The following is a 23,752-nucleotide window of genomic DNA, read 5'->3' as shown; positions in this document are numbered from 1 at the left end:
GACCGCCCTTTTGCGGACAGGACACAGCATGATTCCCGACCTGACTGATCTTTTTGCCCGCTACGAAGCGTTGCGGACGGAAGTTGACTCTCTTTTTTCCCGGATACGCCAGGATTTTCCTCTCAATGTGGCCTGCAAGGAAGGATGCAGCGACTGCTGCCATGCCCTTTTTGATCTTTCCCTGATAGAGGCCATGTATCTCAACAAAACTTTTGAGGCGTCTTTCGGGCACGGCCCGCAACACTCCACCATTCTGGAACGCGCATCGGAGGCGGACCGCCGTGCCACACGCTTCAAGCGCAATCTTTTCCGGTCAGAGAAAGACGGCGAAAACCCCGATGTGCTTCTGGAGCGCGCCGCGCAGGCCAGACTGCGGTGTCCCCTGCTGGACGAAAGTGACCGCTGCCTGATGTATGACGCGCGCCCCATTACCTGCCGGGTGTACGGCGTGCCCACATCCATTGCAGGGCAGGGGCATGTTTGCGGTTTTTCGGCCTTTGAGGCGGGCAAGGCATATCCCACGGTTCATCTGGACAAGGTGCAGCAGCGCCTGGAGGCCCTGAGCAGGGAACTGGCCGAAAAGGTCAAAACCCGCTTCAGGGAGCTGCACGAGGTATATGTGCCGCTTTCCATGGCCCTGCTTACCCGTTATGATGCGGCGTACCTGGGCATCGGGCCGGCCAGGGAGGAGAAGGCCTGATTTTTTTGGGCCAGCAGCAAGGAGTCCGCATGTACGGCAATATTCCCGCCACTGTTTTTCGTGACGGCACGCCGCAGGCGCTTACCGACGAGCAGGAAGTTCTCAAGCGCGAAATTTATGAAAAAATGAATCCACGGCGGCGCAAGTTTGTGGACCGCATTGGTTATGACAACTGGGATCCATTTCAAAAACCCAATGATCCTCTTGACTTGCGCACGGATGTGAGCAAGCGCACCACGCAGCAGCTGGTCAACGAATTTCTGCGTGACATGGCCAAAAAAGGGCCATACGGCAAGGCATACAGCAAGGGCGCAATGGAGTGCGCCCTTGGAGTGGTCAACAGGGACGAAAAATACCTGGGCATTTTCGATTTTTGCCGCTGGTATCATGATCTCCTGAAAAAAGAAGGACACATCGCATGAAAGCCCGTTATGATGATATTGACGAATATATCGCGGACCTCAAGGCAGAAATCGCCCAGAACGAACAGTGCGCCAACCACTACTACAATCTGGGGCTGGCCCTGCTGACCAAGAGGGATTTTGTGGCCGCCGAGGAGGCTTTTTTGAACGCGGTGCGCAATTCGCCCCATCTGGCCGAAGCCTATGTGCAGCTGGGCGGCATCTGTCTGGAACGGGGCGACCTTGAAGGCTGCCTGCGCTATAACGAAGAAGCCGCCAACTGCCGGGCAAAATTTCCCGTGCCGTGGAGCAATATTGCCTTTGTGCACCTGCAGCGCGGCGAGCCGGACAAAGCCATCACAGCCCTGAACAAGGCCCTCAAGTGGGATCCCAAGTTTGTGCAGGCAAAAAACGCCTTGGCCACGGCCTATTACATGAAGGGCGATTTTGCCGTCAGCGAGAAAATCTGCACCGAGCTTTTGCAGGCCGAGCCGGGCTTTGCCCCTGCCTGGAACAACCTTGCCCTGGCCCGTTTTGACTTGGGCAATTACACGGGTGCCGCCGAGGCTGTGCAAAAAGCGCAGGAACTGGGCTTTGACGTGCCCCAAGGCTTTCTTGAGGAACTCAAGGCACACATCTGAGCGCGGTCACGCATGTTTTTTCCGGAAGGCGCCGCCTTCCGGAAAAAACATGCGGTTCAGTCCCTGGCGGGCATGGGGGTCGCGCGGGCACTGCCGTTGCTGGCAGCCGCCAGCGCAGCCAGAAATTCCGCAACCCGCTCCGTGGGCAGAACGATCTCCAGGTGCGCTTCTTCCTGATAGTTCTCTGCGGCGGTCGCGGCCTCGCAGGCGGGCAGCATGCGGTTCACGGCATCCAGAAAAGCATAGGACACGCTGACGCGCAGCCTGTCCTGCGGGACGCGCCGGGCCAGAGGCAGAAGCGCCAGATTTTCCCGCACACTGTCCTGATAGGCCCGCACCAGTCCGCCCGTGCCCAGCTTTACGCCGCCAAACCAGCGGCTGACCACCACGCAGATTTCCCCCACGCCGCTGTGCAGAAGAACCTGAAGCATGGGCCTGCCCGCTGTGCCGTGGGGTTCGCCGTCGTCAGACGATCCTATTCTGGCGGTGTCGCCCGGCGGTCCTGCTGCGTAGGCCCAGCAGTTGTGGGTTGCATCGGCGTGCCCACGCCGGACGGACTCCACAAATGCGCGCGCTGCGGCAGGGTCGGGAGTGTGCGCGCAGTGGGCCAGAAAGCGGCTGCGCCGGACAAGGAGTTCCGTCCGGTGCGGCTTTTGGGGAAGAGCTTCGGGAATGGGATACCGGGCCATGCTTTGTTCCTGGGCGCTTCCTTGCCGGTTTTCCTGCCAGCGGCAGTGCGGATGCCTGCGGGGCGTGCTCTCCGGGCGCGCAGCCCTGCACCCTCAATGCTCCCGGGGCGGGCTTTCGCAATTTTCGTCCGGGCGGGACAGGATTTTTTCCACAATATAGCGTGGCCTGTTTTTTACTTCACCAAAAATTTTTGCCAGATATTCGCCCAAAAGCGCGAGGCAGAGCAACTGTACCGAGCCGAGAAAGAGCACAACCAGCATCAGGGATGTCCAGCCCGGAATGGTTTCGCCCTGGGCATATTTGAACAGGGCAACCCCGCTGTAGCCCATGGCAAGAAGCATCAGGAGAAAACTCATGAGGCCCGAAAGGCGCAGCGGCGCGGCACTGCACGCGGTGATGCCCTGCCAGGCAAAGGACAGCATTTTTCGCAGGGGGTATTTGCTCTGCCCTGCCGAGCGCGAACGGCGCTCATAACAGACCTTGCCGCTCTTGAAGCCCAGCGTGGGGAAAAGGCCCCGCAAAAAAAGCCCCTGTTCGCGGATACCGTCAAGCACCTCAAGAACCGGGCGGCTCACAAGCCGATAATCCGCATGATCCGGAATGAGAGGAATCCGCAGCCAGCGCATGAAGGCATAGAACATCTGCGCGGTACGCCGCTTGAAAGGAGTGTCTGTGCTGCGGTCGTGGCGCACGCCGTACACAATCTCACATCCCTGGGCATACTGCCCAAGCATTTCCGGGATGGCGGCGATATCGTCCTGAAGGTCGGCATCCAGGCTGATAATGCAGTCCGCTCCCCCTTGGCGGGCGGTCAGCATTCCGGCCCAGACGGCATTCTGGTGCCCGGCGTTGGCCGCAAACTTGACGGCCCTGCAAAACGGATCCGCAGCATGGCGCTGTTCAAGCAGTTCCCATGTCCTGTCCGTGCTGCCGTCATCGACGTACAGGGCGTAGCTGCCTTCCTGAATAAGCCCCTGCGCCTTGCAGGCGGCCAGAACATCGGCAAGGGCGTCCATTGTGCCGGGGAGGGCCGCTTCCTCATTGCAGCAGGGAACAACCAGGGCCAGAAGGGGGGCGGGACGGGACATGGTATTGCTCCTTGCTGGGCGGTATCGCGCAGACCGACTTATCTGGGCGTCTGCAGGACAAAGCGTTGCCAGACGACGGGGCCGTCGCTTGCAATGCCCAGATACGCCACATCGTTCAGGTTTGTCATGCCCGGAATATGCAGGGCAACCCTGCCGTCCGCGGCAACGCGTGCGGATGCCTGCGCATAGCGCGCGGTCACAGCCGACGCCGGGGCAGCCTCCCGGGCGGCAAGGGGCGACAGCAGGCGCAGGGCGGCCTGTCCCGCGCTCGCAAGTGTTTGCCTGCGCGCGGCCGCAGCAACATGTACCTTGCCCTGCGGCAGGTTTTCCAGAAACAGGGTGTTGCACATGACAAGGGCGCGGAAGGGCGGCACGCCCGCAATGCTTGCGGGCAGCGCGTTTTCCCAGGGGATTTTGTGATAGTGCTTGTGAGGACGGTACGCCTTGATTTCAAAAATGTCGTGGCAGGGGAAAAAATATTTGTCTGTCTGCGGGTATGCCAGAACGCGGATGCTTTGTTCCCCCTGCGCCCGCGCCTGCATGTTGGCCGCAATGACAGGCTGCGCCCGGAGGAAAATCCGGGCTTCGGCTGTGACGCTGTACAGCAGTACGGCACAGAAAAGCATGTAGCACAGCTTTGCGCCAAAGCGGGCGGGATGCAGGGCCGCAAGAAAGGCGAAAAAGCTCAGGGCAGCATAAAAAAATGTGGCGGACATGGCCCGCTCCGGCGTGGAGGGGCTGAGCACAAAGGCGGCAAGGCTGGCCTGGGCCATGCCAAAAAGCACCAGACCCGGCAGCCAGGCTTTTGGCTTCAGCCGCCTCTGGCGGTGCAGCAGCCAGAAGCAGAAAAGGGAACCCAGAGCATAGGGCAACAGTTCCAGTTGTTGCGAACTCCAGAAAGTCAGAAACTTGTGCAGGGCCTCCCACGAAAAGACAGGGATTTTTTCCGGACCGCCTATTTTGGCCAGACGCACGGCGCTGCCGGGGGCTGTCATCATGAACAGCCATCCGGCCACAGCCCCGGCAATCCCGGCAACGGCCCATACCGGAACCCGCCTGAGCGTGACCAGGCGGTAGAGGCTTGTGCCCAGAGCCACAAGAATCGCCAGCATGCCGACATTTTCGTTGCTGCAACCGGCGATGGCCCCGGCTACAGCAAAAAGCGGACCGCCGGGGAGGTGGTAGTCCTTTTTTTCTGCCCAGAAGCGGTAGGGCACGAGAAAGGCCGTGGCAAAGGCCAGGCTGTAGCCATAGTCAGGAGTGCCGGTACGCCAGAAGTAGACCGTGCCGAACGCGGGCAGCGCAAACCACACAAGGCCCGACAAAACCACAATATGCCAGGGCCGCAGGCTCTCGCGCCAGCGTGTGCCCAGGGCCAGAAAAATTCCGGAAAAAATCAGCCCGAGAAAAACAAGAGGAGTGAGGAGGGGGTGCAGCCATGCGGGCCCGTGCAGGAGCACACGGGCCATGAAATGGCCGACAAATTTTCCGCTCCAGGTCAGATGCTCCTGCACCTGGGCCGCGAAGATGGCCGTCAGGCTTGACTCTCCGCTCCCGTAGCCAAAGTCGTCGTATGTCCACGGCGTCATGGCGCAAAAAAAGGACATGGCGCAAAAAACGAGCAGGCACACGCCGCAGATGCCGATACTTCTTGTGTCGAATTTCAGGGCATTTCTCTCCGCCTCTGTTGGCGCATGGTCTTGCGATGGGTTTGGGCTTCCGGCCTTTCGCTGCTGCCTCTGTCGGCGGCAACCGCCTGCCGGGAATACATTTATTGTTTTTGTGTCCGCACTGTCAAACAGCCCACGGCAGGTGGGAAAGCTGTGCTGTGCCCGGACATGTTGGACGGGAAAGCGCCTGGGCAAGGCAGACAATCCATCACGGTCTTTGCGTCCGTCAAAGAGGCAATGCGCGGCATGGCACTCCGCCTTCCTTGCGCAACAAGGCCGGACTGACAGCACTTGCATTCCCCAAAAAATTTTTTGAAAAAAAGCTTTACAGGCGGCACGGGATTGAGTAAATGGGAATTGTTCCTGATAATAAAACCACCAAGGAGAACGTTACATGAGCAAGACACAGGAAAATCTGATGGCCGCTTTTGCCGGTGAATCCCAGGCCAACCGCAAATACCTTGCCTTTGCCGATGTGGCTGACAAAGAAGGCCTGCCCCAGGTCGCCAAGCTGTTCCGGGCCGCCGCCGCCGCCGAAACCATCCATGCCCACGCCCACCTGAAGTATGCGGGCAAGATCGGCGACACTCTGGCCAACCTCAAGTCCGCCATTGAGGGAGAAACCTACGAGTTCACCAAGATGTACCCCGACATGATCAAGGATGCCCAGGCCGAAGGCAACACCACTGTGGCCAAATACTTCGACTTTGCCAACAAGGTGGAAGAAGTTCACGCCAATCTGTACAAAAAGGCGTTGGAAAATCCGGCTGGCCTGCCCGATACCGACTATTACGTCTGCAAGGTCTGCGGATATACCCACGAAGGCCCCTGCGACAAATGCCCCGTGTGCGGAGCCGGTGCCGCCGGATTCTTCAAGGCCGGTACCTGTTGCCAGTAGTTTTTCAGGCTTGAAGGCCGTGCGTTGCGCGCATGCGGCGGCATCCGTTTTTTTCAGGATGCTACCGCATGCGCCGCTTTTGCATTGCTTTTTTCCGAAAAAAACACCATGCTCTCGTTGCTGGCCTGTATGCGCGCATCAGGCCTTGTGTGTGGATTGTCGTGTCGTGCGGCGCACGGCACGTTTTTTCCGTCTTTCGGGAATGATCGGCAAAGCCCCCGAAAGGGTGCGTACCGTGTGCTCCAGGGCGTCTGGCCCTGCCTGGAGAATGCCTTATGCGTTTTTTTGCCCGTCTGTGCGTTTTTGCCTTGCTGGCTTCAGTGGTTCTGCCCGGAGGCGCGCTGGCCGCCGAAAAAAAGAGCCCGCCCAAGGAAGCTCCCAACAAGTTTGAGGCTCTCAAGCGTTTCAGTCAGGTTCTGGACTTGGTGGAGCGGCATTATGTGCGCGACATTTCGCAAGGGGATCTGATCAACGGCGCGGTCAAGGGGATGCTGCAGGGGCTTGATCCGCACTCCACCTTCATGAACGCTGAAGAATACAAGGAAATGCAGGAGACAACCTCCGGAGAATTCTTTGGCGTGGGCATCGAAATTTCTGTGGAAAACGGGCAGGTGACCGTGGTCACGCCCATTGAGGATACGCCTGCCTTCCGCGCCGGGCTGCAACCGGGGGACGTCATTCTGACCATCAACGGCCAGGCTGCGCAGGAACTTTCCCTGCAGGAAGTTGTTTCGCGCATCCGCGGCCCCAAGGGAAGCGAGGTGGAGCTCACCATCCTGCACAGCAATGCCAAGGCTCCGGAAACCGTGCGTATTGTCCGCGATGCCATCCCGCTGGTGAGCGTCAAGTCCAAAAAACTTGAGGACGGATACTACTGGATACGCCTGACGCGCTTTTCCGAACGCACCAATGACGAACTGAAAGAAGCCCTCAAGGCGGCAGAAAAAGAGAGCAAGGGTGGCGGCGGGCTCAAGGGCCTTGTGCTTGACCTGCGCAACAATCCCGGGGGGCTGCTGGATCAGGCCGTCAGCGTGGCCGATGATTTTCTGGACAAAGGCGTCATTGTGTCCATCAAAGGACGTCGGGAAAATACCGAGCGCGCGTACGAGGCCAGAAAACAGAGCGACGATGTGCGCGTGCCCCTTGTGGTGCTCATCAACGCCGGTTCGGCCTCTGCCTCGGAAATTGTGGCCGGAGCCCTGCGCGACCAGAAACGTGCCCTGATCCTGGGCGAGCGTTCTTTTGGCAAGGGGTCGGTGCAAAACATCATTCCCCTGCCTGACGGTTCCGGCCTCAAGCTTACCGTTGCCCTGTACTATACGCCCAACGGCAGTTCCATTCAGGCCGAGGGCATTGTGCCCGATCTGGAAGTTCCCTTTGAAGCCCCCCGCGCCGAAGACAAGGACAACCCGCGCCTCCTGCTGCGTGAGCAGGATCTCAACCGGCACCTTGAAAACGGCAAGGAAAAGAAAACATCCAGGCCCAAGCAGGGCAAAGAGGACGTGCAGGAGCAACTGGCGCGTGACAACCAGTTGCGCATGGGCCTGCAAATGGTCAAGAACCTGCCCAAAATGCAGGAAATCAAAAATTAGAACCAGAACCGCCCGGAGAATGCTTCGGGCGGTTTGTTTTTGGCACACAGGAGGACGCATGCAAACCTTTGCCATCATCAAGCCGGACGCCGTGGCCCGCAATCTGACAGGAGAAATCCTGGCTGCGATGGAAAACTCCGGCCTCAGAATCGTTGCCCTCAAACGCCTGCACCTCTCCAGAGAGCAGGCTGCCGGATTTTATGCTGTGCACCGCGAACGTCCTTTTTTTGACAGCCTCATCACCTACATGTCTTCCGGGCCTGTGGTCTGCGTTGTGCTGGCAGGAGAAAATGCGGTTCCCCGCTGGCGCGAGCTTATGGGGGCCACCGATCCCGCCCGCGCCGAACCCGGGACCTTGCGCCGCAAATACGGTCAGAGCCTTGAAGCCAACGCCGTACACGGATCCGATGCCGCAGAAACAGCAGCCTTTGAAACAGCGTATTTTTTCAGCGCGCTGGAAATCGTGGACTAGGCGATGGCTCTGCACATTGGTTGTATTGGCTGTGGCTCCATGGGCGGTGCTCTCATGGGCGGGCTGGCCCGTCAGGGTGGCTACCATCTTTCCGGCTACAACCGGACGCCCGAACGCATGCGCCCGCTGGAAGAACTGGGAGTGCGGCGTTTGCACAGCCCGTCGGCGGTGGCCGAAGTCGCCGATGTGCTGCTGATCGGGGTCAAGCCCCGGCAGGTATTGCCTCTGTTGCGCGAAGTGCGCTCTGCGCTGCGCCGGGAAACACTGCTTGTTTCCGTGGCTGCGGGCGTGAGCCGAAGACGGATCGTCCAGGCTGTGGACGCGCGCTGCCCTGTGGTTCGCTGCATGCCCAACACGCCCGCGCTGGTGGGCATGGGGGTTTTTGCCCTCTGCCTTGAGGATGATCTGCTCTCTGAAGAGGACAGGGAGGTGCTCCGGCAGATTTTTGCCAGGCTTGGCACCTGCGTAGAATTGGCGGAGAACGAGTTTCCGGCTTTTTCCGCCCTGATGGGCGCCGGCCCAGCCTATGCCTTCAGCATGATGCAGGGCCTTGTACAGGCGGGTGTGACCCTGGGCTTTGCGCACAGGGAGGCACGGCGGATGGTGGCAGCCCTTTTTTCCGGTTCTGCCATGATGGCGGAGCAGAGCGACGAGGCTCTCCAGCAGCTTCGCGACAATGTCTGTTCGCCCGGCGGGCTGACCATTGCCGGAGTCAATGTGCTGGATCGCGCGGGCCTGACGGGCATTCTGGTGGACGCTGTTGCCGCCGCCCACGCCCGCGCGCGGGAAATGGAAGACTGATCACCACATCGTGCAGCAAACGCTTTTTGGGTTCTCGCGCTGCAAGCAGCAAAACAAAAAAGGCCCTCTTTGCCAGAGGGCCGTACAGAAATCGCTGCAGACGGCAGGAACCTACTTTGTGTCCACGCGGATATCCAGCATGCGGTGATCCTTGGACAAAACATGGCGGGTACGCGCCGGTTTTCCCGCAAGGTCAATGACCACGCGCGTTTTTCCGCCCGATTTGCCGATGCGCACATTGGTCACCAGGGGATTTTTGGGTACCCCCGGAGCCTTGATCTGCCATTGGCCGTTGAGGTCGATCACCAGCCGTTCCGGGTTTTGCAGGCTTGTGTTTGTGTAGCTGATGGGGCCATTGCCCACCAGCCGCAGGGTCGCGCCCGTATCTCTGGCAAAGACCACAAAGCGGTCGATTTTTGGCTGTGCGGGAGCCTTGGCAGGTTTTTCCGGCGTTTCCGCAACAGGAGCTTTGGGTGTGCCCTGGCGTGCAGGTTCCGGGGGAGTTTTTTCCGCAGCCGGGGGATTTGCCTGCTTTTCCCCGCCCTCCGGCGGAAGCGTCAGGGCCTGGGCGGGCAGGCGGTCCGGCGTGGGCGCAGGCTGTGCAATACCCATGTCGACCGATGATGTGCCCACAGTTTCAAGGCTTGCGCCTATGGGCGGGAGGGGGGCCTGTGTTTGCGGGTGAACAGGCGCGGGGCTCTGGGGATTTTCCGTGTTGACAGGGGGGGGAGCGGTGTGCAGGCGCTCCTTGAGCATGATGAGCGTCATGCCCAGCACACAGACAGCCAGAAGAAGGCCGAGGATTGTTTTGTTCATGCCGGATGGCTCCTGCAAAATTTTGGCGGGTATGACTACCGCTTGCGCCCCGAAGGGGGCTTGCTGCTGTTGCGCAGCTTTTCCTTGCGGATGTGTACCAGCATTTTGAAGTATACGGGTTCTTCGCCCATGCTCATGGCCGTGCGCACATGGGCCGCCGCCTCATCGTGCATGCCGAGGCTGTAAAGAATCCTGGCCAGGTTGAAATGGGCATGGTCGTCTTCGGGAGAAAGCTCCACGGTCTTGCGGCTGAAGAGCAGGGCGAGATCGGGCAGGGAATTCTGCCGCAGCCGCACCCCGAAGTCGCGGAACATGTGCTTGTGGAGCGGAAGAATGTCCTCGGTGGTTTCGGCCAGTTTTTTCAGGGCAGCCAGTGCCGCTTTTCGTTCACGCGGCCGTTTGAGGCGCAGCAGCGTCTGGCGGAAGGTTTCCCGCAGGCGGGATTCTGTCACGCGGGCCTTGCGCACGGCCTCCAGGTCATAGGCCCGGCGGGGTTCCGCTGCCGGAGCCTCTGTGGCGGGGGCAGGCTCTTCTTCTGGCGCTTTTTGCGCCGCAGGAGATGCTTTGCCCAGCCGCGGCTGCTCAAAGATATTGACGCTGTCCCTGCCGTCCGGCTTGTCGGCAACACTTTGCAATGTCTGCTCGGCGGGGGGGGCTTCTTCCGGGGCGTCCGGCTCGTCAGGAGGCTGCGGGGGCTTTTCAAAGTGGGAGAGATCCGGCGTGACAATCGGCATGGCCAGAATGGAAGGCTCTTCCGTAAATGCCTGAAAAGCGGCGGCGCTGACGCGCTGTGCTTCGGATACGGCCTTGAAGGCAATACTGAGCGCCTGCACGGCAAAATCCCCGTCCGGGAGTTGCCAGACAAAATAATAGGCTTTGTTGCGCTTGCCGGAGGTTTGCGCGGTGAGGGAGTACACGCCAGAAAATTTTGAGCGACGCATGGGAAAAATGTTACACGATTTGCGCGGAATGGCAAGTTTTCCGCCTCTCTCTTTACCTGCGGGCCGCTTTGGGCTAATCTGCGCAAATGGCCTGTAGCGCGGCGTGCGCCTTTGGGGCCGGATAGTCTGCCCGGTGCGTGCAGGCGGCGCAACCATGCGCGGTCCGATGCGTTTCCCGCTTTTTTCAGGAAGAACCATGCACGAAATGTCCATTGCGCAGAGCATCTTGCAGATGGCAGAAGAACACATGGCCCGCCACGGGTGCTCCCGGCTGGAAAAGGTGAGCGTCACATACGGGGCGCTTTCCGGTATTGTTCCGGAATCATTGCAATTCTGCTTTGAGGCCATGGTTCGTGACACTGCCCACCAGGGCGCGCGGCTGGAGCTTGTGGAATTGCCTCTGCGCCTTCGTTGCCATGCCTGTGAGCATGTTTTCGGCGGCAACGGGCAGGAGGCCTTGTGGCAGGCCTGCCCGCAGTGCGGCGAGGAATTCGGGCATACGGTGGAGCAGGGCAAGGAATGTTATCTGAACAGCATCGAGGCGGGCTAGCTGCCCCTTTTGCAGACAAGGAGTTGTTGTATGGAAATTCCCGTGGTGCGCAATGTTCTGGAAGCCAATGCGAAAATGGCGGATCATGTGCGCGGGCTGCTGGGGGGACGGGGTATTTTGACCTTGAACCTCATCAGTTCTCCGGGTGCCGGAAAAACATCACTGCTGGAAAAAACCCTGACCGATCTGGGGGGGGAATTCCGCATGGCCGTTGTGGAGGGCGACCTGCAAACGGACAATGATGCGCGGCGTGTAGCCGCCACCGGAGCGCAGGCCGTGCAGATCAATACCGACGGCGGCTGCCATCTGGACAGCAATATGGTGCTCAGCGCTCTGGAAAGCCTGAAGCTTGATGACGTGGATATTCTTTTTATCGAAAATGTGGGCAATCTGGTCTGCCCGGTGGAATTTGACTGCGGCGAAGACGCCAAGGTGGCCCTGCTGAGCGTTGCCGAAGGGGACGACAAGCCGGAGAAATATCCCCTGCTTTTCAATCTCGCCAAGGTTCTTGTGCTCAACAAGACAGACCTGCTCCCCCATGTGGATTTTGACATGGGCCGGGCGCGCAGGTTTGCCACAAGGCTCAACAGGGATCTGGAAATTTTTGAGGTTTCCTGCCGCACGGGCGATGGCCTCTGCGCATGGTATGACTGGCTGCGGGGCATGCGGCGGGCCAAAAAGGAGGGGGGCAGCGCTGCGGGCTTTGCGTCAGCGTGACGGAGAGCTTCCGGCTTTTTTGCATGCCTTTATCGGCTGCCGTTGCCCTGATAGGCGGTGATGTCCACCACAAGGCCGCGTGATGCGGGCTTGAGCGTGACAGTGAACAACTGCACATCCGTTTCCGGAGAGTCCGAAAGCTCGGGCAGCACCGCTTCCGGAACCAGCATGACTGCGGCCTCTCCTTCGCCGACAGCCAGAAAATGTTCAAGCGCCCTTTGCAAAATGTCCTTCTGGCGGGCTTTGTCCTGTCCGGGCATTTCCGCGAAGTTCATGTCCAGTCCGGGAAGCTCCGCCTGCCAGGGCGCGTATCCCTGGGCGTACAGCGCGCCAAAAAGCCCTGTGAGGGTTTCGGTGTTCAGGTCGCGGCGCAGTTCCATGTGATCCAGATGTTTCGGCCCCCATGCGCCGCCGCCTTTTTCTGCGTCTTCCGTCTGACCGGGAAAGAGGCGGGCCGCCCAGACCATGCCCGCAAATCCCAGGCTGGCGATCACGGCGTCATTGTCGTCCCTGAGCAGAGAGCTTTCCAGCAGGGCGCAGACTTCGCGTATGCCCATGCCCGGCCGAAAGCGCTCCAGCGCGCAGACCGGAGTGGCCTCCGGGCCTGGCAGCAGATTTTGCACTTCGTCCGCCGTGCGGAGCGCCTCTCCCGTGGCGGTTTCCAGAAAAAGGCTGATGCCCTTGTTTCCCGCCTTGTCTTCCGCCTTGTCTGTCGCAAAGCGCAGCCCGCGTGCGGCTTTCAAAGGCACATTCCGGAAATGCCAGAAGGCCGTGCCCACATCCACACGCAGGTCCGCTGTGCCGCCGGGATTTTCCATCCGGTCCCTGCCGCCGGGCGGCATGTCCAGGCGGACGGAGTATGTCTGTTTGCCGGAGCGGATGCCGAGGCTCAGCACTTCCTGCGGGGTTTCGTTGGCAAGCTGGAGGGGCTGCGGCGAGGCTGCCCGCGCAGTGGCCGGAAAGCGGGCCGGAGGGCAAAGGGCAAACAGCAGAAAGAGCAGAAAACATATTATCCGTGTCTGCGCTGGCGCGGGCATGGCAAACCTCCTTGGCGCTGTGCAGCATAGCAGAGCAGGCAAAGCGCCTGCAAGCGGGTTCCTGTTCTTTACGTGCACGCCCGCTGCTGCTATATACAAAAACCCTCCGTGCCCGGAAGCCCGGAGCGAAAGCGCGGGGAGGGCACCGCAACGGCGGATCAGGGGCATTGCGCCCGGAAGCAGGAAAAAACATGGCAGCCGACTCCCGTTCTTCTTCTCCCCCCCAGGACAAATACTTTCGCCTGCGCCCCTCCTCCCTGCTGGCGGCCTGTTTTCTCGTCGTGGCCGCGGTGGTTCTGGCCTATCTGGGGGGGGTCATGAGCGGAAGATCACACGGAAGCTCTGTTCCCGCCTTCACAATGGGGGACGGGCAGGAGCCCGCTGCAGGTGGAAGCGGCGACAGGGCGGACAGCGAAACTCCGCCACAGAAAATCCTTGCTCCTGAAGAACTGCGTTTTGCCAGAGTCCTGCGCGGCGAAGCTCCGCCCAGTGTCCCGGCATCGCCCCCGCCAGCTTCACAGCCCGTTCCGCAGTCTGGCCCGCAGTCTGGTTCGCCTGCGGGGCAGCTTCCGCAAAATCCGCAGCCTGCGGCAGAGCAGGCCTTGGCGGCCCCGGCGGCCCCGGCTGTCCAGATGTACGACTACGAATTTCAGGTCGGGGCTTTCCGGGACGAAGAAACTGTGGACGCCCTGCGCCAGAGGCTGGAAGGCCGGGGGCTGCGCACGCGCATGCAGCGTTCGGGCAAGCTCTATGTGGTGCTGGTGCTGCTGCGTGGCGACGAAGCCCGCGCGGCGGAAGTAGTGGCCATTGCGGAGAGCATGGGGCTCGGCAAACCCATGCAGCGCGGGAAAAAGCCCGTGCTGCGGCAGCAGTGAGGCGCGCATGATCCTCATGCTCCTTTCGCTGGTGGTCTTCCTCTATATCGCGGTCAGCCTTCTTCTTTTCGCTCCCTGCGGGCCGTACCTGAAGGGTTTTTCCCTTGCGGTGCTTCTTCCTGTCAGTCTGAAATACGTCATATACGAGCAGGTGGGCGGCGCCTTTTTTGCCCCGGCGCTTCCCCGGCCTTTTCTTCTTGTGGCCGAAGCCCTGTTCGGCGCGATGATCCTCCTGTTTTTTCTGCTGCTGCTGAAAGACGTTTTTCTGCTGCTGGCATGGGGCGGCAAGCGCCTGGGGCTGCCGTGGTCTTTTCCTCTTTTTCCGGCCTGGCTCAAGGCGGGAATGGTGGTCACAGCTCTGCTGCTCGGCGTCTGGGGAACATGGCAGTCCGTTCGTGTGCCCCAGGTGCGCACTGTGGAACTGCATCTGGAAAAACTGCCTCCCGGCCTGGACGGCTTTTCCGTGGTGCAGTTGACAGACCTGCATATCGGGCCGCTCCAGAAAAAAGAATGGCTGCAACAGGTGGTGCGTGCGGTCAACGGAGAATCGCCTGATCTTGTTGTGCTTACCGGAGATTATATTGACGGCACGGCCAGTGCTCTGGAGGAAGACATTGCGCCCCTTGCCGGGCTTCGCGCGCGGCACGGCGTGTACGGCGTGACAGGCAACCACGAATACTATTGGAACGCGGCGGAGTGGAGCGCCCTTTTGCAAAGGTTGCATGTGACCATGCTGTTCAACGAGCATCGCGTACTGCATATCGGCGGGGACAAAATCGTCATTGCCGGCTTGCCTGACCATGCCGCGCGCAGCTTTGGCGGCAAAGGGCCGGACTGTGACGCGGCCCTGCGCGGCGCGCCCGATGCCCCCCGCATTCTGCTCGCGCACCAGCCCCGCGATGCCGCAAAAAACTCCCTCTGCGCAGACGTTCAGCTTTCCGGGCACACCCACGGCGGCCTGATCTTCTTTTTGCAACCCCTCATTGCCGGGTTCAACCAGGGTTTTGTGGAGGGGCTGTATGCTGTGGGTGACATGAAGCTGTATGTCAGTCCCGGCACGGGCCTTTGGAGCGCCTTTTCCTGCCGTATCGGCGTTGCCCCGGAAATCACGCGCCTTGTGTTGCGATCCGGAAAATGAGAGCAGGCGCTGTGACCGCGCTGTCTGTACGGCAAGGAATTTCTTGACTTGTCTCTGGTGTCGGGACTAAAAATATTCGTTTTATGCACGGTATCCGCATGTCTGATGCTTCTGTCAGGCAACCCAAAATCCGCAGGAATATTCCATGCCCAAACGTACGGATTTGAAGAAAATTCTTGTCATCGGCGCGGGGCCCATCATCATTGGCCAGGGCTGTGAGTTTGACTATTCCGGCTCGCAGGCGGTGAAGGCCCTCAAGGAAGAAGGTTACGAGGTGGTGCTGGTCAATTCCAACCCGGCCACCATCATGACCGATCCGCATCTTGCCGACGCCACCTATGTGGAACCCATAGAGCGGGAAACCCTGACCGCTGTCATCAAAAAAGAACGTCCTGATGCCATTTTGCCCACCCTGGGGGGGCAAACGGGGCTGAACGCTGCCCTTGACCTTGCCTCCAGCGGGGTTCTCGAGGAATACGGCGTGGAGCTTATCGGCGCGCGCGCCGATGTGATTGAAAAGGCCGAAAGCCGCGAGCTTTTTCGTGAAGCCATGGAGCGCATCGGACTCAAGATGCCTGCCAGCGGCATCGCGCGCACGCTGGAAGAAGTGCGCCACCTGGGCAATGTGCTGCCCTTTCCGCTCATTGTGCGGCCGGCCTTCACCCTGGGCGGCACCGGCGGGGGGGTGGCCTACAACCTTGCGGACCTTGAGGAGATCGCGGCCAACGGCCTTTCCGCCAGCCCCACATCCGAAGTCATGATCGAACAAAGCGTACTGGGCTGGAAAGAAATAGAAATGGAGGTCATGCGGGACAAGAACGACAACTGCGTGATCGTCTGCTCCATTGAAAATCTGGATCCCATGGGCGTGCATACCGGCGACTCCATCACCGTGGCCCCTGTGCAGACCCTTTCGGACGCCGAATACCGGCAGGTGCGCAATGCCTCCATTGCCATCATGCGCGAAATCGGCGTGGAAACCGGCGGCAGCAACGTGCAGTTCGGCATCAATCCGGAAAACGGCGACATGGTCGTTATTGAAATGAATCCGCGCGTGTCGCGTTCGTCGGCTCTGGCTTCCAAGGCCACGGGATTTCCCATTGCCAAGATTGCCGCAAAACTGGCTGTGGGCTACACGCTGGACGAACTGCGCAATGACATCACCCGCGAGACTGTGGCGAGCTTTGAACCGGCCATTGACTACTGTGTGGTCAAGATTCCGCGCTTCACCTTTGAAAAATTTCCCGGCGCCAAAGATGAACTGACCACCTCCATGAAAAGCGTGGGCGAAGCCATGAGCATCGGCCGCACGTTCAAGGAAGCCCTGCAAAAGGGGCTGCGCTCCATGGAAATCGGGGCCATTGGTCTGGGCTGTGATTTTCGCGCGGATTTGCCGGACAAAGAAAGCATCCTCGCTGCGCTGCACCAGCCCAACTCGCGGCGCATTTTCGCCCTGCGCCAGGCTGTGGCGGCGGGGCTGTCCGAAGAGGAAATTTTCGCCGCATCGTCCATTGATCCCTGGTTCACCAGACAGGTGCGGGATATTGTGGACATGGAAAACCGCATCCGCGACTTCGGGCTGGCCAACGATACGACTGCGGGCAACCCCGATCTGGTGACCATTCTGCGCGAGGCGAAGGAATACGGCTTTTCCGACCGCCAACTGGCCGAAATGTGGAAGCGCCCCGAGTCCGACATCCGGAGGCTGCGCAAGGAGGCGGGCATTCTGCCCACATACTATCTGGTGGACACCTGCGCCGCGGAATTCGAGGCGTACACGCCCTATTACTATTCCACCTACGAAACGGGCGACGAGCTTGTGGTGGAGGAAAAGCGCAAGGTCATCATTCTCGGCGGCGGCCCCAACAGGATCGGGCAGGGCATCGAGTTCGACTACTGCTGCTGCCACGCTTCCTTTGCCCTGCGGGACGCCGGGATCACGGCCATCATGGTCAACTCCAACCCCGAAACCGTTTCCACGGACTATGACACGTCCGACAGGCTGTATTTCGAGCCGCTGACCTTTGAAGATGTCATGAACATCGTGGAAAAGGAAAAGCCCGAAGGCGTCATCGTGCAGTTTGGCGGGCAGACCCCGTTGAATCTGGCGGTTCCGCTCATGCGCGCCGGAGTGCCCATCATGGGCACAAGCCCCGATGCCATTGACCGTGCCGAAGACCGGGAACGCTTCCAGGCCCTGAGCCAGAAGCTCGGCCTTCTCCAGCCGCCCAACGGAACAGCCATGAGCCTTGAGGAGGCTCTGGCCGTTGCCGAGCGCATCACCTATCCGGTGGTGGTGCGCCCCAGCTATGTGCTGGGCGGGCGCGCCATGGCTGTGGTCTATGACGCGGCGGAACTGAGCGAGTATTTTCATGCCCAGGTTCCCCAGAGGCCGGAACACCCCATCCTTGTGGACAAGTTCCTTGAGCATGCCGTGGAAGTGGATGTGGACGCCCTGTCTGACGGGACGGATGTCTATTTGGCGGGGATCATGGAGCATATCGAGGAGGCGGGCATCCATTCCGGCGATTCGGCCTGCGTTTTGCCGCCCTTTTCCCTGTCCTACGACCATGTGGCGCTCATTGCCGCCCAGGCCGAAGCTCTGGCGCGCGAACTGAAGGTCGTGGGGCTGATGAACATCCAGTTCGCCATCAAGGGGGACGATGTCTACATTCTTGAAGTGAATCCCCGCGCTTCGCGCACCGCGCCCTTTGTGTCCAAGGCCACGGGGGTTCCGCTGCCGTATCTGGCCACCCAGATCATGCTGGGGCGGACGCTGGAAGAGCTGGACCCCTGGAGCATGCGCAAGGGCGGCTTTACCTGCGTGAAAGAAGCGGTGCTGCCGTTCCAGCGCTTCCCCGGGGTGGACATTATTCTCGGGCCGGAAATGCATTCCACGGGCGAAGTGATGGGGATGGGCTCCGACTTTGGCGAGGCTTTTCTCAAAAGCCAGTTGGGCGCCGGGCAGGTGCTGCCCCAGGCCGGAAAGATTTTTCTTTCGGTGAACGACAGGGACAAGCCCTTTGTGGCCGAGGTCGCCGGCATGTTTGCCCGTCTGGGTTTTCATTTGCTGGCAACGCGCGGCACGGCCGCTGTTTTGCGCGAGCAGGGGCTGGAGGTGGAAGAGGTGCGCAAGGTCTATGAGGGGCGTCCCAATATTGTGGACCTGCTCATCAACCATGAGGTGGCTCTGGTCATCAATACCGCCTCGGGCAAGCATACGGCCAGGGACTCCAAGGCAATCCGCCATGCGGCGCTTACCTACAAGGTTCCCTACTGCACCACCATTGCTGCGGCCCGCGCCACGGCCACGGCCATCAGCTCCCGGCGTGCGGAAATTCATGTGGAAAGTTTGCAGGAATACTACGCGCGGGAAGCGCGGGGGTAAGGCATATGAAAGCATTGCTGGTGCTGGAAGACGGATTCGCGCTGGAAGGAAAGTCCTTCACCGGAGAGTTTGACACCGGGGGAGAGGTCATTTTTACAACAGGCATGGGCGGATATCAGGAAGTGCTCACGGATCCGTCCTACTGCGGGCAGATGGTCTGCATGACCTATCCGCTCATCGGCAATTACGGCATTTGCCGCGAAGATATGGAGTCCGCGCGCATCCATTGCAGCGCCCTGCTGGTCAAGGAGTGTTGCAAAACGCCTTCCAACTGGCGCTCTTTCACGAGCCTGCCCGCCTTTTTGCGGCGTCATGAAACGCCGGGCATGGAAGGGCTGGACACACGGGCGCTGACACGGCACCTCAGAATCCACGGGGCCATGCGCGGCGTCATTTCCACCACAGAAAAAGATCCTCTTGCCCTGCAGGCGCGGGCACGGCAACTGCCCCCCATGCAGGGGCGCAATCTTGTGCCCCTGGTGGCGGCCCAAAAACCCTATGCCTGGTATGACAACTCTCCCCAGGACGCTGTGCTGGAAGCCGACGGCAGCTATGCCTGGCGCGGAACGGGCATTCCCCTGCTGGTATATGATTTCGGTATAAAGTGGAATATTTTGCGGCAGTTGTGTCTGGTCGGTTTTGAACCCCTGGTTGTGCCCCCTTCGTTTGGCGTTGCCGCAGCAAGGCGCAGCGGAGCACGGGGGATTTTTCTGTCCAACGGGCCGGGCGATCCGGCCGCACTGGACAGTGAAGTGGCTCTGGTGCGCGAACTCATGGATTTTTTCCCTGTCACAGGCATTTGTCTGGGGCACCAGCTGATCGCTCTTGCCCTGGGAGGGCGTACCGAAAAGCTCAAGTTCGGGCACCACGGGTGCAACCATCCGGTCAAGGACCTTGCCACGGGGAAAATTGAAATTTCTTCGCAGAATCACGGTTTCCATGTGATTCTGGATGGGCTTGAGCATGTGGAGGCCACGCACGTCAACCTCAACGACGGCACGCTGGAAGGCCTGCGCCACAAAAGTCTGCCGGTCATGAGCATGCAGTACCATCCCGAGGCCGCGGCCGGGCCCCACGACGGGCACTATCTTTTTTCGCGCTTCCGCCAGACGGTGGAGGAGGGAGTGCCCGCGCAGTAAGCGCTTGCGGCCTTTTGTGCGGCGGGCTTGCTATTTCGTGGTGCCTGTGCGACCCTTGCGCACGATGCGGCAGAGCACAGCCCGTGTATCTTTTGCAAAAATGCGACGCGCACACGGCAATGCACGAAAAACGGGGCTGTTCCCCTGTTCTGCCGCAGCAAAGTTCGTGTGCGCAAAGCAAGGAGGCATGTGTGCGAAAATCCATCATGACTCTGGGATTGGCGCTGGCCTTGGTTTTCGCCTGCATTCCGGCGGATGCGGCGCAGCAGGCGGCATCCGGGGCCAAAAATCCTGTGGATCAGTTCACCGGCCATGTCTGGCAGCAGACTCCGGACAAGGAAAAAATGTCTTTCCTCTTCGGTGTGGAAACCGCCATCGCCGTGGAGTATTTTGTGCACGACAAGCTGGCGGAAAAAGCGGCCAAGGAAGGCAAAGCCCCTGCGCACACGCTTTCGCCCTTTGAAAAGGGATGGATGAAAGCCTTTGAAGGCATGAGCCGGGCCGATGCCGTCAAGATGGTTGACGCGTGGTATGCTGCCAATCCGCAAAGGCTCGACCGGCCCGTCATGGAGGTCATCTGGTACGAGCTTGTGGCTCCGCGTATTTCCGCAAAGTAGCCGCATGTTTTGCGGCAGTTGATTTTGGGAGAAAAATCATGAAAAAAATGGCAGGCATTGTTCTCTTGGCGGTGATTTTTGCCGGTAGTGTGGGGTGCACCAACATGAGCAGGACCCAGCAGGGAGTTGCCAGCGGCGCTGCCCTGGGGGCTTTGGGCGGCGCGGGAGTGGCTGCCCTGTCGGGCGGTTCCGCCGGTTGGGGTGCCCTTGCCGGGGCTGGCGCCGGGGCTCTGGCCGGAGGCATTCTGGGGCACAGCCAGGAGAGAAATCATTCGTACTAGGCGAAAAAGCGGCTGGCAAAGCCCGCAAAGCGGGCTTTGCCGGAGCGTTGCCTCATCGGCAAGCGCCGCCTGACGGCATGGCTGCACTGGCAGTCAGCCATTGCCACCGCCATCGGCATTGACGGCACGCAGGATGCTGGTCGTGCGCGCCAGCAAGGCGGATGCAAGCCCCGGTTGGCCCTGCACATCTTTTCGGCATGGTTTGTATGCCCTCGTTCTGCTGCCGCCGAAAAGTCCCAGCTTTCGGCGGCAAGCTCATTCAGCGCCACTGTTGAAGAATGAGAACACCGGAAGACTTGGCCAGAGCCCGGATCAGGCCACCAATCTGCTCCGGGTCCGGATCTGTGGTATATGGCGCTATGGGAATCAGCGGATCAGGTACGCGGCGCACAGCCAATAAGACTTTGAGGCCCGTATGGCCACGCAAAAAACTGACAATACTTCTGATCTGTCATACGATCTCGCTGAGCTTGCCGCGTTTGCACCGTACATATGGTGGAAGACCACAGAAGAGGCCCTGGAATTTCCAGATCGTCTTATAGCGCAAGTGATGAATCGGGGCACATACGCAGACGTTTGCCGCTTGCTGGAGCTTGTGGGGGAGGGCACCTTGCTGCATGTCCTGCAAAATGCGGAAATCGGCCAATTCACCGAACGCTCCTGGGCCTATTGGCACTACAGGCTGACCGACATCCCCCTGGGAAAAGTTCCTCCCATGCCCGAGAGAAAATACCATGACTGATTTTCAGCCGTACCTTGATATTCTGCCTGACGCACAAAAAGAAATTTGGCCCTTGCTGACGCCAGCGACAAAGCTGGGCTTTGTCCTTTATGGAGGTACGGCAATCGCGCTCCAACTCGGCCACCGGTATTCCGTAGACTTTGACTTTTTTTCCGACCGCACATTTGAAGCACACCAGATCCAGGGGGCATTTCCCTTTCTCAAGGGAGCAGAGGTGGAACAAAACTCAGAGAATACATTCACGGCCAAGACGAAAAGCGGGGTATTGCTGTCCTTTTTGGGGGGGATCAATTTCGGACGTGTGGGCACTCCGCTGACAAGCAATGACAACAATGTCCAGGTCGCATCGCTCAATGACTTGATGGCCACCAAACTGAAAGCATTGTTTGACCGTGTGGAGTGCAAAGACTACCGCGATATTTCGGCCATGCTGCAACACGGTGTGGATTTGTCCGGGGGGCTTGCTGCGGCCAGAACTCTGTATGGTGAAAATTTTCAGCCCGGCGAGGCCCTCAAGGCCATGACGTACTTCAAGGGCGGAGACTTGGTGAAACTCGATATGCAGGACAGGGAAATTTTGCTTGACGCGGCCCGCAAAGTCAGAACTTTGCCGGAGGTGAAAATCCTTGCAAAAAGCCTGGTTGCGGCACTACGGTAACGCTTTCAAGCACAGAGCAGGCGTTTGATCCGAACAGCCGCAGAGCATCATCAACAATCAGCCCCCGGACGGCACTGCCGTCCGGGGGTTGATCGTTTGAGGTTTGGGGGAAATCAGAAGCTGTACGCAAAGACGAGCTGGGCCTTCCAGGCATCCTGCTTGGAGAAGCTGCCGTTGCCGCCGCCGGTGTAGCCTCTTTTGCGCCAGGTGTCGTTGTCCATCATGTTGACAACATAGCCCAATTCCAGATTCATTTCCAGATTTTCATAGATCTGGTAGGCGTTCACCAGGTTGAATTCCAGCAGGCCGTCGTGGGTGGTCAGGTAGGGGCCGTCAGCGCCGATGCCGTCGTTCCATGCGGAGGCGCTGCTCATGTACTTGACCATGGAGGTGGAGTTGGTGCCGCCCCAGTAGGCAATGCGGAAGGTGTGGCTCAGATCTTCCACAAAGCTCATGTCGCGCAGTTGCGCGCCGATGCCCCAGGTGCCCGCGTAGCTCATGTTCCAGTCGACGTAATCGCCGTTGCCGGGACCCCAGGCCAGATTGCCGTCACCCACAAAGGAGGTGAAGTTGCCCGCGCCCGCGATGGAGGGCATGCGTTCGGAACCGTTTTTCACGTTGCCGTCGTCGCCGCTGGCATACCAGCCAAAGATGCCGGGCACGCCCCAGTCCAGCTTGTACTCGATGAGGGCCTTGGCCAGCCAGCCCTGACGCTGTGTGCTGGCGCGGTCCACGGCGGTCGGATCCATGCGCTTGACCACGTCATAGCGACCCATGGCTTCGGCGTAGCCGTAGTTGATGTCAAACTCGATGTTCAGGGGGTCAAAAGCCGTGATGGCCACGGGCAGGCCGGCCCAGAACAGAGAGCCGTAGTGTTTGCTGGTAACGGCCGCAGTGGTGGGGTTGGCGCCGGGATAGTTGTAGTAGGCGGCTGTTGTGCCAAAGATGGTGTTGCTCAGATCTCCGTCCGTAGTGTTCAGATTGCCGAAGGCGTTTTTGCCGATCATGCCGTACATGACCCAGGGCGTCACTTCCACGCCATCAAAGGTCAGGGGCAGGGTCAGGGCAAAGAGGTCAATATTGTCCAGGAAATTGTTTTTGTCTGTGCTGTTTCTGGAAGCGAGTGCGCCGCGCGTATAGTTGTCGTTGACCGGGCGCGCCCAGAAGGCGGTGAGCCCCACATTGTCGTTGAACTGGTAGCTGGCCACCACAGCGGCCACGTCGGCGTCAAGCACGGCGGATCCGCCCGCCACATTGGGCAGGGCCAGACCTTGCAGACCCATGCGGAATTTCAGGTCGGTCTGGGGCACGATCCAGTCGATATAGGCGTTTTTCACTTCCACGGCAACGCCGTCAGCGCCGAGAGCGCCACCGACACTACGACCGGCGGCAGCACCGCCATCCCGGCCCCAATTCTGGTCACCGATTTCAAAGAACACGGTGCCGGACAGGGCCTCGGAGGCCACGGCGTCCAGTTGCAGGCGCACGCGCTGGGCCGCGCCGAACACATCGTTGTTGTTGCTCTTCTGGCTGGGCTGGCCAAAACCGGGATTTCTGGTGTGCTTGGTCAGGCCGGTGTCGGCCACGCCAAAGCCCACGAGCCATTCGCCCTTGACCTTGAAGTCAATGGCGCTGGCCGGGCCGGACACGCCCAGCAGCATGCCTGCGGCCAGCAGGGCGACCATGCAGACTTTTCTGAATTTCTGCGCGCTGTTTTTTGCGTTCATGAAAAACCTCCGTTCCGTGCTTCTGGTTTTGCGGGCCATGGCCCTGTGAGAGAGGCCGGGCAGGTGGGGCCGCGGCTGACAACGCCGCCCCGAAAAACAGTTCTGCCCGGCAAAACCGGCGCGCCTTCCCGCTGAAAACGCTCCGGAAAATCATGACTGTGCCGTGCGCTTTT

At 59.9% G+C, this 23,752-nt stretch carries 25 protein-coding genes; 18 read left to right on the top strand and 7 right to left on the bottom strand.

The genetic code is table 11. The features are described from left to right. Positions 1-28: 28 nt before the first annotated feature. From EII23_RS00680 to EII23_RS00670, 3 genes are read left to right on the top strand one after another with little or no spacing between them, the layout of a single operon-like run. Entirely contained in the window at positions 29-700 is a 672-nt protein-coding gene (locus EII23_RS00680) for a YkgJ family cysteine cluster protein (RefSeq protein ID WP_124791146.1), read from the top strand. 29 nt (positions 701-729) lie between these two features. Beyond that, positions 730-1,122: a hypothetical protein gene (locus tag EII23_RS00675; protein ID WP_124791145.1), complete on the top strand. Its 393-nt coding sequence runs from the start codon at positions 730-732 to the stop codon at positions 1,120-1,122. Beyond that, positions 1,119-1,742 (top strand): lipopolysaccharide assembly protein LapB, encoded by a 624-nt coding sequence (locus tag EII23_RS00670; protein WP_124791144.1) that lies wholly within the window; start codon positions 1,119-1,121, stop codon positions 1,740-1,742. Before EII23_RS00675 ends, EII23_RS00670 begins: the two co-directional genes overlap by 4 nt. Before the next feature lie 56 nt (positions 1,743-1,798). Here the strand turns inward: EII23_RS00670 and EII23_RS00665 are convergent, their stop codons facing one another. The 3 genes from EII23_RS00665 to EII23_RS00655 form a co-directional block, all read right to left on the bottom strand. After that, positions 1,799-2,431, bottom strand: a complete 633-nt coding sequence (locus EII23_RS00665) for a YigZ family protein (protein ID WP_124791143.1) — start codon at positions 2,429-2,431, stop codon at positions 1,799-1,801. Between the two features lie 93 nt (positions 2,432-2,524). After that, positions 2,525-3,520 carry a glycosyltransferase family 2 protein gene (locus EII23_RS00660; RefSeq protein ID WP_124791142.1) on the bottom strand — a complete coding sequence of 332 codons (996 nt, stop codon included), beginning with the start codon at positions 3,518-3,520 and terminating at the stop codon, positions 2,525-2,527. Positions 3,521-3,558: 38 nt separating this feature from the next. After that, positions 3,559-5,151: a DUF6056 family protein gene (locus tag EII23_RS00655; RefSeq protein ID WP_260424531.1), complete on the bottom strand. Its 1,593-nt coding sequence runs from the start codon at positions 5,149-5,151 to the stop codon at positions 3,559-3,561. A gap of 433 nt (positions 5,152-5,584) precedes the next feature. Between EII23_RS00655 and EII23_RS00650 the strand changes: the two genes are divergently transcribed. The 4 genes from EII23_RS00650 to proC all read left to right on the top strand — a co-directional run bounded on the left by EII23_RS00650 (position 5,585) and on the right by proC (position 8,953). Further along, the gene (locus tag EII23_RS00650; RefSeq protein WP_124791140.1) at positions 5,585-6,088 is read left to right on the top strand and encodes a rubrerythrin family protein; all 504 of its coding nucleotides are present in this window, start codon (positions 5,585-5,587) and stop codon (positions 6,086-6,088) included. Positions 6,089-6,363: 275 nt separating this feature from the next. After that, on the top strand, positions 6,364-7,680 hold the full coding sequence (locus tag EII23_RS00645; protein ID WP_124791139.1) for a S41 family peptidase: 1,317 nt from the start codon (positions 6,364-6,366) through the stop codon (positions 7,678-7,680). A gap of 58 nt (positions 7,681-7,738) precedes the next feature. Beyond that, a complete protein-coding gene (gene ndk / locus EII23_RS00640) occupies positions 7,739-8,152 on the top strand; it encodes a nucleoside-diphosphate kinase (protein ID WP_124791138.1) in 414 nt (137 codons plus the stop codon). A gap of 3 nt (positions 8,153-8,155) precedes the next feature. Continuing rightward, on the top strand, positions 8,156-8,953 hold the full coding sequence (gene proC, locus EII23_RS00635; RefSeq protein WP_124791137.1) for a pyrroline-5-carboxylate reductase: 798 nt from the start codon (positions 8,156-8,158) through the stop codon (positions 8,951-8,953). Positions 8,954-9,064: 111 nt separating this feature from the next. On the opposite strand, the gene EII23_RS00630 is transcribed toward proC, so the two are convergent. Both EII23_RS00630 and EII23_RS00625 read right to left on the bottom strand, forming a co-directional pair. Continuing rightward, positions 9,065-9,769, bottom strand: coding sequence for an AMIN domain-containing protein (locus tag EII23_RS00630; RefSeq protein WP_124791136.1), 705 nt, complete (start codon positions 9,767-9,769; stop codon positions 9,065-9,067). 35 nt (positions 9,770-9,804) lie between these two features. Further along, a complete protein-coding gene (locus tag EII23_RS00625) occupies positions 9,805-10,710 on the bottom strand; it encodes a tetratricopeptide repeat protein (protein WP_124791135.1) in 906 nt (301 codons plus the stop codon). Positions 10,711-10,906: 196 nt separating this feature from the next. Between EII23_RS00625 and hypA the strand changes: the two genes are divergently transcribed. Both hypA and hypB read left to right on the top strand, forming a co-directional pair. Then, complete coding sequence (gene hypA, locus EII23_RS00620) at positions 10,907-11,260, top strand: hydrogenase maturation nickel metallochaperone HypA (RefSeq protein ID WP_124791134.1); 354 nt, start codon at positions 10,907-10,909, stop codon at positions 11,258-11,260. A gap of 30 nt (positions 11,261-11,290) precedes the next feature. Continuing rightward, on the top strand, positions 11,291-11,977 hold the full coding sequence (gene hypB / locus EII23_RS00615) for a hydrogenase nickel incorporation protein HypB (RefSeq protein ID WP_124791133.1): 687 nt from the start codon (positions 11,291-11,293) through the stop codon (positions 11,975-11,977). Positions 11,978-12,006: 29 nt separating this feature from the next. Here the strand turns inward: hypB and EII23_RS00610 are convergent, their stop codons facing one another. Next, entirely contained in the window at positions 12,007-13,014 is a 1,008-nt protein-coding gene (locus EII23_RS00610) for a peptidoglycan glycosyltransferase (protein ID WP_124791132.1), read from the bottom strand. A 191-nt stretch (positions 13,015-13,205) separates the two neighbouring features. On the opposite strand from EII23_RS00610, the gene EII23_RS00605 reads away from it, so the two are divergent. The 9 genes from EII23_RS00605 (at position 13,206) to EII23_RS00565 (ending at position 21,852) form a co-directional block, all read left to right on the top strand. Next, complete coding sequence (locus tag EII23_RS00605) at positions 13,206-13,889, top strand: SPOR domain-containing protein (protein WP_124791131.1); 684 nt, start codon at positions 13,206-13,208, stop codon at positions 13,887-13,889. 7 nt (positions 13,890-13,896) lie between these two features. Continuing rightward, positions 13,897-15,027 carry a metallophosphoesterase gene (locus tag EII23_RS00600; RefSeq protein ID WP_124791130.1) on the top strand — a complete coding sequence of 377 codons (1,131 nt, stop codon included), beginning with the start codon at positions 13,897-13,899 and terminating at the stop codon, positions 15,025-15,027. A 145-nt stretch (positions 15,028-15,172) separates the two neighbouring features. Continuing rightward, entirely contained in the window at positions 15,173-18,415 is a 3,243-nt protein-coding gene (carB, locus tag EII23_RS00595) for a carbamoyl-phosphate synthase large subunit (RefSeq protein ID WP_124791129.1), read from the top strand. A gap of 5 nt (positions 18,416-18,420) precedes the next feature. Continuing rightward, the gene (gene carA, locus EII23_RS00590) at positions 18,421-19,554 is read left to right on the top strand and encodes a glutamine-hydrolyzing carbamoyl-phosphate synthase small subunit (protein ID WP_124791128.1); all 1,134 of its coding nucleotides are present in this window, start codon (positions 18,421-18,423) and stop codon (positions 19,552-19,554) included. A 191-nt stretch (positions 19,555-19,745) separates the two neighbouring features. Continuing rightward, a complete protein-coding gene (locus EII23_RS00585) occupies positions 19,746-20,171 on the top strand; it encodes a hypothetical protein (RefSeq protein ID WP_124791127.1) in 426 nt (141 codons plus the stop codon). A 38-nt stretch (positions 20,172-20,209) separates the two neighbouring features. Next, positions 20,210-20,452 carry a cell envelope biogenesis protein OmpA gene (locus EII23_RS00580; RefSeq protein ID WP_124791126.1) on the top strand — a complete coding sequence of 81 codons (243 nt, stop codon included), beginning with the start codon at positions 20,210-20,212 and terminating at the stop codon, positions 20,450-20,452. 36 nt (positions 20,453-20,488) lie between these two features. Next, positions 20,489-20,734, top strand: coding sequence for a hypothetical protein (locus EII23_RS00575; protein WP_124791125.1), 246 nt, complete (start codon positions 20,489-20,491; stop codon positions 20,732-20,734). A 133-nt stretch (positions 20,735-20,867) separates the two neighbouring features. Continuing rightward, positions 20,868-21,194, top strand: a complete 327-nt coding sequence (locus tag EII23_RS00570) for a hypothetical protein (protein WP_221620345.1) — start codon at positions 20,868-20,870, stop codon at positions 21,192-21,194. After that, entirely contained in the window at positions 21,187-21,852 is a 666-nt protein-coding gene (locus EII23_RS00565) for a nucleotidyl transferase AbiEii/AbiGii toxin family protein (RefSeq protein ID WP_124791124.1), read from the top strand. Before EII23_RS00570 ends, EII23_RS00565 begins: the two co-directional genes overlap by 8 nt. Before the next feature lie 113 nt (positions 21,853-21,965). On the opposite strand, the gene EII23_RS00560 is transcribed toward EII23_RS00565, so the two are convergent. After that, entirely contained in the window at positions 21,966-23,579 is a 1,614-nt protein-coding gene (locus tag EII23_RS00560; protein ID WP_124791123.1) for an outer membrane homotrimeric porin, read from the bottom strand. Positions 23,580-23,752 lie beyond the last annotated feature (173 nt).

It is taken from the genome of Desulfovibrio sp. OH1186_COT-070, from assembly GCF_003860215.1.
In the GTDB taxonomy this organism is placed as follows: domain Bacteria; phylum Desulfobacterota; class Desulfovibrionia; order Desulfovibrionales; family Desulfovibrionaceae; genus Desulfovibrio.
The sequence above is the reverse complement of the archived record's forward strand: the minus strand, read 5'-3'. Positions and strand labels throughout refer to the sequence as shown.

What these genes read in the sequence shown, in the direction of transcription:
- EII23_RS00570 (WP_221620345.1), top strand. Translation starts at nt 20,868, where the DNA reads ATGGCCACGCAAAAAACTGACAATACTTCTGATCTGTCATACGATCTC.
- EII23_RS00675 (WP_124791145.1), top strand. Translation starts at nt 730, where the DNA reads ATGTACGGCAATATTCCCGCCACTGTTTTTCGTGACGGCACGCCGCAG.
- EII23_RS00625 (WP_124791135.1), bottom strand. Translation starts at nt 10,710, where the DNA reads ATGCGTCGCTCAAAATTTTCTGGCGTGTACTCCCTCACCGCGCAAACC.
- EII23_RS00605 (WP_124791131.1), top strand. Translation starts at nt 13,206, where the DNA reads ATGGCAGCCGACTCCCGTTCTTCTTCTCCCCCCCAGGACAAATACTTT.
- hypA (WP_124791134.1), top strand. Translation starts at nt 10,907, where the DNA reads ATGCACGAAATGTCCATTGCGCAGAGCATCTTGCAGATGGCAGAAGAA.
- EII23_RS00560 (WP_124791123.1), bottom strand. Translation starts at nt 23,579, where the DNA reads ATGAACGCAAAAAACAGCGCGCAGAAATTCAGAAAAGTCTGCATGGTC.
- EII23_RS00600 (WP_124791130.1), top strand. Translation starts at nt 13,897, where the DNA reads ATGATCCTCATGCTCCTTTCGCTGGTGGTCTTCCTCTATATCGCGGTC.
- hypB (WP_124791133.1), top strand. Translation starts at nt 11,291, where the DNA reads ATGGAAATTCCCGTGGTGCGCAATGTTCTGGAAGCCAATGCGAAAATG.
- EII23_RS00645 (WP_124791139.1), top strand. Translation starts at nt 6,364, where the DNA reads ATGCGTTTTTTTGCCCGTCTGTGCGTTTTTGCCTTGCTGGCTTCAGTG.
- EII23_RS00680 (WP_124791146.1), top strand. Translation starts at nt 29, where the DNA reads ATGATTCCCGACCTGACTGATCTTTTTGCCCGCTACGAAGCGTTGCGG.
- EII23_RS00610 (WP_124791132.1), bottom strand. Translation starts at nt 13,014, where the DNA reads ATGCCCGCGCCAGCGCAGACACGGATAATATGTTTTCTGCTCTTTCTG.
- carB (WP_124791129.1), top strand. Translation starts at nt 15,173, where the DNA reads ATGCCCAAACGTACGGATTTGAAGAAAATTCTTGTCATCGGCGCGGGG.
- proC (WP_124791137.1), top strand. Translation starts at nt 8,156, where the DNA reads ATGGCTCTGCACATTGGTTGTATTGGCTGTGGCTCCATGGGCGGTGCT.
- EII23_RS00670 (WP_124791144.1), top strand. Translation starts at nt 1,119, where the DNA reads ATGAAAGCCCGTTATGATGATATTGACGAATATATCGCGGACCTCAAG.
- EII23_RS00580 (WP_124791126.1), top strand. Translation starts at nt 20,210, where the DNA reads ATGAAAAAAATGGCAGGCATTGTTCTCTTGGCGGTGATTTTTGCCGGT.
- EII23_RS00630 (WP_124791136.1), bottom strand. Translation starts at nt 9,769, where the DNA reads ATGAACAAAACAATCCTCGGCCTTCTTCTGGCTGTCTGTGTGCTGGGC.
- EII23_RS00565 (WP_124791124.1), top strand. Translation starts at nt 21,187, where the DNA reads ATGACTGATTTTCAGCCGTACCTTGATATTCTGCCTGACGCACAAAAA.
- EII23_RS00660 (WP_124791142.1), bottom strand. Translation starts at nt 3,520, where the DNA reads ATGTCCCGTCCCGCCCCCCTTCTGGCCCTGGTTGTTCCCTGCTGCAAT.
- carA (WP_124791128.1), top strand. Translation starts at nt 18,421, where the DNA reads ATGAAAGCATTGCTGGTGCTGGAAGACGGATTCGCGCTGGAAGGAAAG.
- ndk (WP_124791138.1), top strand. Translation starts at nt 7,739, where the DNA reads ATGCAAACCTTTGCCATCATCAAGCCGGACGCCGTGGCCCGCAATCTG.
- EII23_RS00650 (WP_124791140.1), top strand. Translation starts at nt 5,585, where the DNA reads ATGAGCAAGACACAGGAAAATCTGATGGCCGCTTTTGCCGGTGAATCC.
- EII23_RS00665 (WP_124791143.1), bottom strand. Translation starts at nt 2,431, where the DNA reads ATGGCCCGGTATCCCATTCCCGAAGCTCTTCCCCAAAAGCCGCACCGG.